Here is an 11978-nt window from a genome sequence, read left to right on the forward strand (position 1 = left end):
TCTAGCATGGTATCTAGCTAGGTTCATATATTACCATGCATTGAAGGCATCCATAGATCTTGCGAAGGAGAAGGGGGCCTTCCCAACATTCATACCAAAGCTCTATAGACCTGCGTGGGAGTTCTCAATGAGTGTTGAGGAGATACTCAAGATAGCTGGCATCGCTGATAAGCCCTCTGAAAGGGTTATGAGGCTTATAAAGGAGCTTGAGGTAGACCCAAGGTCTCTTGAGGAGGAGCTCCTAGAACATGGTGTTAGAAACGCCCAGGTTCTCTCGATAGCCCCAACAGGTACTATATCGATTATAGCCGGGACATCAAGCTCCATAGAGCCTATATTCGCCCTAGCATTTGTGAGATCCGTTGCAGTTGGAACATTTATAGAGCTCGACAGGGTCTTCCTAGACTATCTAAGGAGGTACGAGCTCGACACGCCAGAGGTTGTCGAGGCAGTGGCAGAGACTGGTTCGATAGCGCATAACCCATTCATGCCAAGAACCCTTAGAGAGCTCTTCAGAACAGCCCACGATATTAGCCCTATATACCATGTTCTACACCAGGCATCATGGCAGCAGTGGATCGATGCCGGCGCCTCGAAGACCATAAACATGGCTTCAGAGGCTAGCGAAGAGGACGTTGATCTAGTATATAGGCTTGCATGGAAACTCGGGATCAAAGGTATAACTGTGTATAGAGATAAATCTAAGAGCAGACAGGTAATATACTTCGGCCTAAAGAGTGCGGAGAGACTTAGAAAAGAGGAGAAGCAGGAGCAGCACCAAACCCAGGCTAGCATGCAGGAGCAGAAACACCAGATCCGGTCTACACTAGGTTCTAGGAGCCTGAGGATGCCGAAATTCACTGTAGAAGGCTATATAGATCCATCATGTAGAACATGTGAGCTCTAAAACACAAAGCCAATAACATATTATAAAATGCTATATATAAACGAATCTTTATTAATATGTTGTCCACGTTATTTCGGCTTTACGTTATTCATTGTCATTAATATAAATTTCCATTAAAAGTACGGCTACCCTAGTAGAATCGCAGGACGTGGGCTTAACTATATGGGTAATTTATTCTCGAGGAAGGGGAAATATCGAGGTCTATATATAGTGGTATTTATGTGTATGATTTTTGGGATGTATGAGGGGGATAATACAGATCTACTCCATGGTTTCTGTTGAAGATGCACGGGCGGTCTCGGAATTGGGAGCTGATCATGTTGGTATCATGGTAGCAAGGTCTTCGATCCCATATACAGTTGATCTGAGTTTGGGTAGGAATATCTGTAGATCTGTGAGGGGCATCTCTAAATGTGTTGTCCTCCCAATAAGTCATAACATAGCGGAGATCCTCGATATTGCTTTAAGTGTTGAAGCTGATATAGTGCAGATCGCGAGTTACGAAGAGTATCTCCCGAGGCTAAAGCATGTGGAGATATATGAAATTCTAAAGAGCCATGGTCTTAAGGTTATAAGGGTTATCCCAGTAGGTATTGGAGGGGAGCTAGATGCAGCAACATTCTATAGCAGATATAGTGACTATATAATGCTCGATACATATGGGGAGCCTCCAACACCTCTCCTGAGGGGCTTCATTGGGGGAACTGGCAAGACGCATGATTGGAGCATTAGCCGTGAGATCATAAAAGCATCTTCTAAGCCTGTGATCCTTGCTGGAGGGCTTAACCCTGATAACGTTTCTCAAGCAATAAAAATTGTAAAACCATTTGGTGTGGATGCGGCAACATCGCTCGATATAAAGGGTAGCGGTGGTAGAAAAGATCTGTTAAAGGTAAAGGCCTTTATAGAAGCTGCTAGAAGGGCTTGGGATGAGCTAGATGAGGAGGAGGTATGATTTTTTAGTTGTTGGAGATCTATGCCTTGATATAGATATATGGCCTGGGAGAAGGGTTAAGCAGGTTGAGATCAAAGACTATACAATAACACCGGCAGGCTCGGCAGGGAACACTGCACTGGCTTTGAGGGCTATAGATAAGTCAGCGTTGATCGCACTAGCATATCCTTCCTCGAAAGACCATGTGGATAAGATCTTGAGGGCTATGCTAAGAGATAGTGGTATAGAATTGATAAGCGTTAGAGGAAAGGGAGGTGGATGTTTGGTTATGAACATAATCACAGCTAAGGGTTATCGGAGAGCATATACATCTAAGGGGCCCAAGATAGAGGAGGTCTCAAAATTCTTTGACATAGCTTCAGCCAGTATAATACATATCGCTGGATATTTATTAGAGTTATTGCCTATAGATAGATTTGCGGAGAAGCTAAGTTTAATTAAAGGAAGCTCAGTAGTCTCGATAGATCTATTTCCAAGGGTCTCCGAAATTAGGTGGGAAAGTCTAAGTAAAGTGTTAAGAACAGCAGATATAGTTTTAGGGAATATATATGAGATCCGGTCAATAACCGGCAGTATTGAAAAATCCGTTGAGAAGATCCTCAGTATAGGTGTTGATGCTGTAATCGTTAAGAAGGGCTCAAAAGGCGCTACACTATATCGAAAAACACATGAAAAAATATCATGCACCCCTGGGAAAGTCAAGCCAGTAATTCTCAAGGGGGCTGGAGATGTATTCAATGCCTCATTCATAGACTCGATATATAGGGGATCTACCTACCAAGAAGCCTTAGAAAAGGCATGCAAGAACGCCTCAGAGCATGTAGTGGGAGAAGGCCCCCTCCATAAGATCCTCAGAAGGCTAGGGTTATTACAGCCGAAAGCACTATCATCTTAAAGCCCACTGCTATATAACTCCTTAAAAGCTCCGAAGCCTCTATCCAGCAGATGTGACAGCTAATAGCTAGGATTAGCTACTCGAAGAGATTCTGAATCTGCTACTCCCTGCTATATGGTATTCCAAGGGCTCTTGGCATTCTCCTACCCTTTATAGCTATTGCTACAGCTGTTAATGTGACTATATATGGTAGGGCTAGTATGAACTGGTAGGGAACAACCTCTTTAACCCCGGGAGTTACAGCTATGACTGGGGCGAGAGCGTCTGCAATACCAAATACCAGTGCAAATCCTAGAGATCCTATTGGTTCTAAGTTAGATGATATAACACATGCAAGTGCTATAAAACCCCTTCCAGCTGTAAACTCTTTTGTAAGACCTCCGAAGAAGTCTAAGGGCATGAAGGCTCCTCCCAATCCTGCCAGGAAGCCTCCTATAGCTGATGTGGTGATCCTCACAGCGTTAACGCTATGACCAGCTGCATCAAGAGCTTCTGGTGATTCTCCAGCAGCCTTTATCCAGAGGCCTAGATATGTTCTATGTAGAATTATATGAAGACCCAGGGGAATCGCTATTGCTAATATAGTTATATAGGATATTTGGAAGCCATATATATCGATCCTGGGGAGAAGCACCTCCTTAGGGGGTAGATGAAGGCCTGGAAAACCCCATATAGCTCTGAGGAGAAAGGGGAGAAGCCCTAGCGCAGTGATATTTAGCCCCATCCCAAGTATAACCTGATCAGCCTTTCCATATATACTTAACAAAGCTATGAAGAGCCCTATAAAGCTACCTATAACACCCCCAAATAGCAGTCCTAGAAAGCCGTTGTTTAGCGACTCCGCCATATATACACCTGCTACAGCGGATATCGCAAATATACCTTCAATACCTATATTAACCATTCCAGCCCTCTCATTAATCGATTCACCAGCTGCAGCGAGGGCTAGGGGTGTCATAGCTAGTAAGGCTGCTTGGATAAGTGTTAGAGGGCTTATACCGGCTATATATAGAATTGCGAGGAAAACCGCTATAGATGCTATATATAATAAATACCTGAATAACGATTCACGCCTCATCTCCTAACAACCCTCCTAATGATCCTGAGTAGCTCGGGCATAGATAGTGCTATTACAAATAAGCCGTTTAGAGCCCTAACAAGATCAGAATCTATGCCAGCCTGATACTCCATATATCTCCCACCGTTTTTTATACCCCCATATAGTATTGATGCAGCAATGATTCCCAAGGGATTATTCCTACCTATAAGGGCAACCCCTATACCCTCAAATCCGTATCCCGAGACATTCCCTAGATTCCCATATAACGCATATGTAGGGGGCTTAGCGGCGATGAGAAGCCCTCCAGCTATTCCAGATGCCAGTCCTCCCAATAAAAAGCTATATATGATTATTTTATTTATATTTACACCGGCATATCTAGCAACATCGACACCAGCACCAACCAGGGCGATCTCATATCCAATCACAGTTCTAGATAGAATTAGATAGAATATTACCGCTATCACTAGCGAAACATATATTCCGCTAGTAAGCGTTGTGCCAGGAACTATTGTGGGTAGCCTTGCACTCTCAAGAATCGAGAGTGTCTTCTCAGGCCTACTAGGATCTACAAGTATATTTGATGATATATAGATTGTTATATAATATGATATCCAGTTAAGCATTATAGTGGATATGACTTCGTGAACACCTCTAAAGATCTTGAGAAGAGATGGGATTAGAGACCATAGAGCTCCTGCAAGCCCTGAAAAGGCTATTAAAAGCATGGGGTGTAGAACTCCTAGGGGTAGGATCCCAATTGCAACAGCTGCAATAGCTCCTATATAGACCTGCCCCTCACTCCCAATATTGAAGAGCCCAGCCCTAACCCCTATAGAGAATGTTAGACCTGTAAAGGCTAGAGGCATAGCATATGAAAGAGTCTCTGCAAACCCATAGAAATTCCCAAAAGCACCTATGAACAGGCTTCTATATCCAAGCACAGGATCATATCTATATATTGTTATTAGAAGAGCGCCCACAGCTAAACCTATTACAAGTGATAAGGCGCTTTCAAACACAGGCCTTAGACGTGATAGAAGAGCCGTTACAACTCTATCTCCCTTTATGATATAAGACCCCAGACTTTAACTGAATAAGAGGCTTTTAAACACTATAACCATTATAGACATATATGTTCCCACACTATAGTAGCACAACTGTTATCAACGATGATGGATAACTCATCTAATCTCCTCCCCACTCCAAAGAGGCAGATTTCCAGCTGTAACTTTCATAAGCTATTGCTTATTTTACAACTGAAAGCCTCGTCCTTTAGGGCGGGGATGGTGTAATGCTTATAAGCTTTGATGTTAGCACTAGGTTAGATGATGATGCGGTTAAGCATGGCAACCAGGCCCCCGGATGATCATAGATGGGGGCTGGCATCCATATCCCCGAGTCCCCGAGAGGGGATAGGGGTAATTAGCCGGAGACCCGGCCCAGGGCTAAACCATGCGAGAGATCAGGGTGATCTACTATAGAATTGAAAGGGGAGGAGGTCAGAATTTATTATGATAAAAATAATTGTTGTAATAAGGTGGGCCCTGATGCCTAGTAGAGTGTGGATCGTTACAGCATCGATATATATTCTAGAAAACATATGGAGCTTCTATGTAAGAGGAGATCTAGAAGAAGTTGAAAAGATAATTGTTGTTGATGAAGGAGATGAGCTGGTTCGAAGCAAATCTAGGGAGCTCCTAAGAGATCTTGATGTAGAATTCCACGGGCCTAGGGAGAGGGAGAATTTCTTCAGGAGTAGATATGGTTCCTCTTATGAGAAATACCTATCTCTAATACCAGAGAGATCCCATGCTGAGACGAGCTACGGCTTCCTCCTAGCCTATGAAGCTGGTGTGGATTATGTGTTAGAGCTTGATGATGATGTCTACCCGGAAAATGGGTTTAGCCTTGTTAAGGATCACATATCGAATTTGAGATCCGCAAATGGGAAATACGTTGAATCTCCTGGAAAATGGATTAACACAATAGATTTCCTAGTCCTAGACCCAAGAATCGATCTCTTTCCGAGGGGACACCCATATGATCCATCGACGAGGATTAGAAGCTATAGATTTGGAGATGTAGATGGCGAGTGTGTATTGAATATGGGGCTTTGGACAGGGCATCCAGATCTGGATGCCCTAACAATACTCTACCTGGGAGGCCTCGATGGGAGGGCTAGGGTGAGTTCTATCTCCATAACTGAGAAAAGGGTTATCCCTGCGAGGGGCAACTACTTCGCGGTATGTTCTATGAATACATCATTTTCGAGAAAGATTATCCCAGCCTTCTACCAGCTTTATATGAGGTATATGGGGATAGATAGGTTTGACGATATATGGTCTGGGATCTTTTTAAAGAAGATCGCTGATAGGATAGGTGATCTAATGTGCATCGGTTCTCCAGCTGCGAGACATGTTAAAAGACCTAGATCTGTTTGGAAGGATCTAAGGGCAGAGCTCGAGGGTATGATAATAAATGAGACGTTATGGAAAATAGTGGATCAGGCGGAGATAGATAGCAAGAACTATGCAGATAGCTATATAGAGCTAGCAGATTATATAGCCAAGAGACTCGGTGAATTTAGGGAGGAGCTCCATAGAAAGTTCCTCGAAGCCCAGATATATAGAATGAGGCTATGGGTCGAGGCCCTCGATAAACTGGGTTAATCCTAATTAATATGTTTCAGAGGGATTTTCGGGGATGTGATGAATGGATATAGTTCTTTTCTTCGAGATCCACCAGCCCCTAAGGATAGCTCCTCTAATAGATATTCCCCCAGGCCTAGAGATAAAGGATCCTAAGGCGCTTTTCGAATGGGGTTTAAATGAATATGTGTTTAAAAGGGTTGCTGAGAGGGTGTATATAAAGGCATCAAAGATCCTCTATAAGAGCTTACAGGAGAATCCAGGATTTAAATTCACAATTAGCGTTTCAGGCATAGCATTAGAGCTTATGAGGAGATGGGCGCCTGAGGCTATAGAGCTTATGAGGAGGATGGCTGAGACGGAGAGGGTAGAGTTTACAGCACAGACATATTATCACTCACTAGCATGGCTTATAGATAGAGGGGAGTTTATAGAGCAGGTTTGGGAGCATGTGAAGATCTTAGACGAGCTGATAGGATATAAGCCTACATCTGCTGAGAACAGCGAGTTCATATATAACAATGATGTTGGCTGCACCCTAGCCTCTATGGGATTTAAGGTAGTAGTTACAGAGGGTGTTGAATGGATACAGGGTTTCTCCGGGTATAACTATGTATATGAAAACCCCCTCTGCGGTGTTAGACTATTGCTTAGAAACTATAGGTTAAGCGATGATATAGGATTTAGATTTAGCCTCAGAACATGGGATCAGTATCCCCTTACAGCTGATAAATATGCATCATGGCTTGAAGCCTCTCCCGGGGATGTAGTCTTTGTAGCGATGGACTACGAGACCTTTGGAGAGCATCACTGGCCAGAAACAGGGATTTATGAGTTTTTGGAGTGGCTTCCAAGGGAGATCTCGAGAAGGCCTAGGCTTAGGTTCTCAACAGTTACAGAGGCTGCTACGATGAATAGGGCTAGAGGCATATATGATGTGCCGCCATGGAATACAATAAGCTGGGCAGATGAGAGGGATCTATCAGCATGGATCGGCAATGAGATTCAGAGGATAGCTCTTGAAACGCTTAAAAACCTCTATAGCTATGCAAAGGCGCTTGGAGGAGATGTTCTCAGGCTATGGAGATTATTCTCGATGTCAGATCATTTTTATTATCAGGCAACTAAAACAGGCCCTGCAGGTGAGGTTCACAGCTATTTCAACCCATATGGAAGCCCCTATAGGGCTCAGATAACATATTTAAGAGCATTAGATATGCTTGCTAAATATATAGCTGAGAGAGCTAGGAGAGATATATGTGAGTTTCTGAAAAAATTTAGAGCACAGGATAAATACTGCTTCTACTTCAGAAATCAAAAAGGGCTCTACATTGGCGTTAAAGCATGTAGCTATGGTGAGCTTCTAAACGCCCTAGAAACCCTGCCTCGAGATATCACTGAACATCATATTGCTAGAAGAGACATAGATGCATGGCTTAAGAATGTATTGCTGATAGAAGGCGACCTTAAGGAGATAAATGAGAAATGCAGCATCAAAGCCCATCCTTGATACTGCTTGAGCTTTTGTCTGGCTTACATTGAAAGCCGAGCTCCGGTAGACTTATTACCACATTACTCTCCATGTCTATGATTATGCTAAGACGTTCTCGGGGGTGAAGGCTTAGTACTCATTGGTTAATAAGACTAAAAAGCCTGTTCAAGGCTGATGGTTTATAGCATTCTGAAAGATTGAGGAAGCCGTAATCAAGTTAGTGTTTAACCGGATCGATTTCACATATAAAACTTGGTTAACTCTTATGTATCTTTGAGGGTTAGCATATGTCGAGAATACTGCCTGAAGTTAGGAAAAGCTATGGAACATTACCTAACTATATCTATGGCGAGTTTAGATCTTCAGCGTCTGCTAAATTCCTCAAGATCTATAACCCGGCTCTTGATGAGGTGATTGGAGAGGTTCCTATATCAACTAGGGATGAGATCTCTGAGGCTGTTGATGCTGCCTATGAGGCTTTTAATAAGTGGAGGGAAGTACCTATAACTAAGAGGATCCAGTATCTATATAAGATCAAAGATATACTTGAGAGACATTTAGAGGATATCGCAAGGATCATAACACAGAATCATGGGAAAACTATACACGAGGCTAGGGGGGATATGAGGAGGACTATAGACAATGTTGAGGCAGCGATATCGGCAGCATATACGCTGGCTAAGGGAGAGTATATGCAGAACATAGCAGAGGGTATAGATGAATATATGGTTAGAGAGCCCCTCGGGGTATTTGTTATTGTAACACCTTTTAACTTTCCCACAATGATACCATTCTGGTTTATACCATATGCAATAGTTACTGGAAACACCGTTGTGGTTAAGCCAAGCGAGATAACCCCGGCACCGTTTCACTATATAATAGAACTTCTACATAGAGAGGCAGGTCTTCCAAAGGGGGTGTTAAATGTTGTACATGGAGACGGAAGTGTTGTGGAGGAGCTTATTAAGAATAAAAAGGTGGTGGGTGTTGCATCTGTTGGGAGTAGCCAGACAGCTGAGAGGATCTATAGGCTTGCAGGGGAATATGGGAAGAGAAGCCTTAATGGAGGAGGGGCGAAGAACTTTGTTGTTGTGATGCCGGATGCGGATCTTGATAGATATATCCAATCCATAATAAGCTCGTTTTTCGGAAATGCGGGGCAGAGATGTCTAGCAGGGTCAAACCTAGTTCTAGTAGGTGAGATATATAACAAGGGGCTTAAGGCATTTGTAGAGAATGCATCGAAGCTCAAGCTTGGATATGGGCTGGATGAGAGCGTTGATATGGGGCCTCTTGTTACTAACAAGGCTAGGGAGAGGGTTATAAGCTATATTGAAAGGGGTATTGAGGAAGGTGCTAAGCTAATCCTAGATGGTAGAGGTGCTAGGGTTCCAGAATATCCCAAAGGCTATTTCCTAGGGCCAACGATATTCGAGGGGGTTACGCCTGATATGGTTATAGCTAGGGAAGAGATCTTTGGCCCGGTTGCTAGTGTGATAAAGGCTGAGAGTCTAGATGAGGCTATAGAGATGATTAATAAGAGCGAGTATGGTAATGCAGCAGCTATCTTCACAAGAAGCATTGAGGCTGCAAGGAAGTTCATATCCTCTGTGGAAGCCGGCAATATAGGGGTTAACATAGGGATCCCGGCTCCAATAGCGTTCTTCCCATTCGCAGGCAGGAAGAGATCCTTCTATGGCGTATTACACCCACAGATCGATACGATAGACTTCTTCACAGATAAGAAGGTAATTATCGCAAGACCGTAGAGATTTTTCTTTTTAACTCTCAAACGTTATAAAGAGAAGGCATTGGGGCTCTTAAAGGGCGTTGGAATCGTAGTTGCCCTTGATACAAGCGATATAGATCTTATTAGAAGGGTCGTGGAGATCACATCAAGATTCAGAGATGTGACGGGCTATAAAATAGGGCTTGAAGCCTCTATCTCCCACGGGCTAAGAGCAGTTGTTAAAGTTATAAGGAGTGTTTCTGATAAGCCTATTATATATGATCATCAGAAGGCGATGAACGACACCCCCCACATAGGGAGAGGATTTGCTAGGGTTCTTAGGGAGGCTGGTGTAGATGCTGCAATAGGCTTTCCACATGCCGGGCCCAAGACTATGGCTGCATGGATCGATGCTTTGAGGGGTGAGGGGGTGATACCTATTATAGGTGGTGAGATGACCCATGAGGAATATCTAAGATCCGAGGGAGGCTATATATGTGATGACGCGCCGGAGAGGATCTACTTAACAGCCTTAGAGCTTGGAATAGAGCATTTCGTGCTTCCAGGTAATAAGGTTGATAAAGCTCTTAAATACGCAGAGATCATAGCTAGAAAGGCTAGAGATCCCGTATTTCTACTCCCTGGGGCTAGGGTGTATAGTGATTGGGATAGAATATCAAGCGAGATGATCCCTCTATATAGAAATGTACATTTAATAGTTGGAAGAGCTATTCTGAGAAAAGATCTATCTGTAGATATACTAGAGACTATGGCTAGGAGGTTGAAAGGTTATGGAGGTAAATAGGGATCTTATTAGAAGATTCTCTATAGAGCTATATAGATCTGGAGCTATATCTTTTGGCAGCTATAGACTTAGATCTGGTCGTGTGAGCCCCTACTACATAGATCTAAGGGTTTTAGTTTCTAAGCCAGATCTCCTAAAGACATCGGCAAGTCTTATGCTTAACATGATCAGCAATATATCTCCTAAACCCACAAAACTATGTGGCATACCAATGACAGGCGTTGTACTTGTATCAGCTATCTCAGTATTAGGGGGCTTACCCGGTATATATATTAGGAAGGAACCCTCGATCTATAGAGATATAATTAGAAAGGCTGAGACCTCAGGCCTTGAATGCCTAGAACATCTTAAAGGCATGTTGGGGGGGCTCAGAGGAAAGGCCCATGGGGTTTCAAGGCTTGTTGATGGTATTATAGAAAGTAACGATAGGATCCTAATAGTGGATGATGTGATTACAACAGGAGAGACGAAGATAGAGGCGGTAGAGATCCTAGAGGAGGAGTCTAGGAGAAGAGGCTTATCAATAGATATTCTGGGTGTGGCTGTCCTAGTGGATAGGGAGGAGGGGGGTTTTGAGGAGATCAGTAAAAGAGGTTTAAGGCTATATAGAGTTATAGGTATTAGAGAAATTATAGATATATTATTAGCTGAGGGCCTCATAGGGGGAGATACAGCGGAAAAGATCTATAGATATGTAGAGGGGGTGTTAGGTGAGAGGCAGGCCTGAGCCTGCAAGGGTTAAGAAGATCTATAGTGAGGGTGTATATAGATCTATAGAGATCCAGAGCGAGAGATTAGCTAGAGAGGCGTATCCAGGCAGCTTCCTAATGCTATGGATACCAGGTATCGACGAGATCCCGTTTGCAATAGCCTCCTCACACGGAGATAGCGTTGAGATCCTGGTGAGCCCCCCTAGAGGAGAAGCTACCAAGGCTCTACATAGTATATCTCCCGGTGATCTCCTAGGTGTCAGAGGCCCTTTGGGAAGGCCTCTTCCAGATACTGGGGCAAATGTTCTACTAGTAGGCTCCTCACACGGGGTTTCATATCTTAGATTCTATTTCGAGAAATATAGAGAGAAGATTGGAAAAGTTTTGCTTATAGATGATGGTATTGGCATTCCATATATAAATGTTTTTCGTAGGGATGAAGCAGATCTAGAGATTATATATAATGTGGAAGGGCTTTTAACAACATTCCCCAGATCTATCGAGAAATCGGATCTAGTAATAATATGTGTTAAAGAGAATATAGGGAGAAAGCTAGCTGAGATGCTGGTTAGCAAGGGTGTTAAGGGCTATATATGTGTTGAGAGGCCTATAAAATGCGCCCTAGGCCTCTGTGGATCATGTGATATAGGGATCTATAGATCATGTCTTGAAGGGATCTTTATTGAGGCATCAGATCTAGTGACTACAGAATATGGCTTCTGGACAAGGGATAGGAGTGGCTTGAGAATCCCAATACCAGGCTCCCAAGGATCT

At 43.3% G+C, this 11978-nt stretch carries 12 protein-coding genes; 10 read left to right on the forward strand and 2 right to left on the reverse strand.

Annotated features, from left to right (window positions below; translation table 11 throughout):
- The 3 genes from QXE01_08905 to QXE01_08915 all read left to right on the forward strand — a co-directional run.
- The coding region (locus QXE01_08905) for a ribonucleoside-diphosphate reductase, adenosylcobalamin-dependent (GenBank protein ID MEM4971355.1) at nt 1-907 on the forward strand (907 nt) is incomplete at its 5' end.
- 241 nt (nt 908-1148) lie between these two features.
- Nucleotides 1149-1862, forward strand: a complete 714-nt coding sequence (locus QXE01_08910; GenBank protein ID MEM4971356.1) for a phosphoribosylanthranilate isomerase — start codon at nt 1149-1151, stop codon at nt 1860-1862.
- Entirely contained in the window at nt 1846-2757 is a 912-nt protein-coding gene (locus tag QXE01_08915; protein ID MEM4971357.1) for a carbohydrate kinase family protein, read from the forward strand. The genes QXE01_08910 and QXE01_08915 overlap by 17 nt, the downstream gene beginning before the upstream one ends.
- 100 nt (nt 2758-2857) lie before the next feature.
- Here the strand turns inward: QXE01_08915 and QXE01_08920 are convergent, their stop codons facing one another.
- On the reverse strand, nt 2858-3835 hold the full coding sequence (locus QXE01_08920; protein ID MEM4971358.1) for an ABC transporter permease: 978 nt from the start codon (nt 3833-3835) through the stop codon (nt 2858-2860).
- A complete protein-coding gene (locus tag QXE01_08925; GenBank protein ID MEM4971359.1) occupies nt 3832-4800 on the reverse strand; it encodes an ABC transporter permease in 969 nt (322 codons plus the stop codon). Before QXE01_08925 ends, QXE01_08920 begins: the two co-directional genes overlap by 4 nt.
- Nucleotides 4801-5163: 363 nt before the next feature.
- Between QXE01_08925 and QXE01_08930 the strand changes: the two genes are divergently transcribed.
- The 7 genes from QXE01_08930 to QXE01_08960 all read left to right on the forward strand — a co-directional run.
- Entirely contained in the window at nt 5164-5301 is a 138-nt protein-coding gene (locus QXE01_08930) for a hypothetical protein (GenBank protein ID MEM4971360.1), read from the forward strand.
- Nucleotides 5302-5367: 66 nt separating this feature from the next.
- The gene (locus QXE01_08935) at nt 5368-6489 is read left to right on the forward strand and encodes a hypothetical protein (GenBank protein MEM4971361.1); all 1122 of its coding nucleotides are present in this window, start codon (nt 5368-5370) and stop codon (nt 6487-6489) included.
- A gap of 43 nt (nt 6490-6532) precedes the next feature.
- Entirely contained in the window at nt 6533-7978 is a 1446-nt protein-coding gene (locus QXE01_08940; GenBank protein ID MEM4971362.1) for a glycoside hydrolase family 57 protein, read from the forward strand.
- Between the two features lie 269 nt (nt 7979-8247).
- Nucleotides 8248-9729, forward strand: a complete 1482-nt coding sequence (locus QXE01_08945) for a CoA-acylating methylmalonate-semialdehyde dehydrogenase (protein MEM4971363.1) — start codon at nt 8248-8250, stop codon at nt 9727-9729.
- A 42-nt stretch (nt 9730-9771) separates the two neighbouring features.
- Nucleotides 9772-10494 (forward strand): hypothetical protein, encoded by a 723-nt coding sequence (locus tag QXE01_08950; GenBank protein MEM4971364.1) that lies wholly within the window; start codon nt 9772-9774, stop codon nt 10492-10494.
- Nucleotides 10481-11221 (forward strand): phosphoribosyltransferase family protein, encoded by a 741-nt coding sequence (locus QXE01_08955; protein ID MEM4971365.1) that lies wholly within the window; start codon nt 10481-10483, stop codon nt 11219-11221. The genes QXE01_08950 and QXE01_08955 overlap by 14 nt, the downstream gene beginning before the upstream one ends.
- The coding region (locus QXE01_08960) for a hypothetical protein (GenBank protein MEM4971366.1) at nt 11205-11978 on the forward strand (774 nt) is incomplete at its 3' end. The genes QXE01_08955 and QXE01_08960, both read left to right, overlap by 17 nt.

The organism is Sulfolobales archaeon (assembly GCA_038897115.1).
Taxonomy (GTDB): Archaea; Thermoproteota; Thermoprotei_A; order Sulfolobales; family AG1; genus AG1.

Bases quoted from the DNA above. Each gene is read 5' to 3' on its own strand.
- QXE01_08910 (MEM4971356.1), top strand. From the start codon at position 1,149: ATGAGGGGGATAATACAGATCTACTCCATGGTTTCTGTTGAAGATGCA.
- QXE01_08915 (MEM4971357.1), top strand. From the start codon at position 1,846: ATGAGGAGGAGGTATGATTTTTTAGTTGTTGGAGATCTATGCCTTGAT.
- QXE01_08920 (MEM4971358.1), bottom strand. From the start codon at position 3,835: ATGAGGCGTGAATCGTTATTCAGGTATTTATTATATATAGCATCTATA.
- QXE01_08930 (MEM4971360.1), top strand. From the start codon at position 5,164: ATGGCAACCAGGCCCCCGGATGATCATAGATGGGGGCTGGCATCCATA.
- QXE01_08935 (MEM4971361.1), top strand. From the start codon at position 5,368: ATGCCTAGTAGAGTGTGGATCGTTACAGCATCGATATATATTCTAGAA.
- QXE01_08940 (MEM4971362.1), top strand. From the start codon at position 6,533: ATGGATATAGTTCTTTTCTTCGAGATCCACCAGCCCCTAAGGATAGCT.
- QXE01_08945 (MEM4971363.1), top strand. From the start codon at position 8,248: ATGTCGAGAATACTGCCTGAAGTTAGGAAAAGCTATGGAACATTACCT.
- QXE01_08955 (MEM4971365.1), top strand. From the start codon at position 10,481: ATGGAGGTAAATAGGGATCTTATTAGAAGATTCTCTATAGAGCTATAT.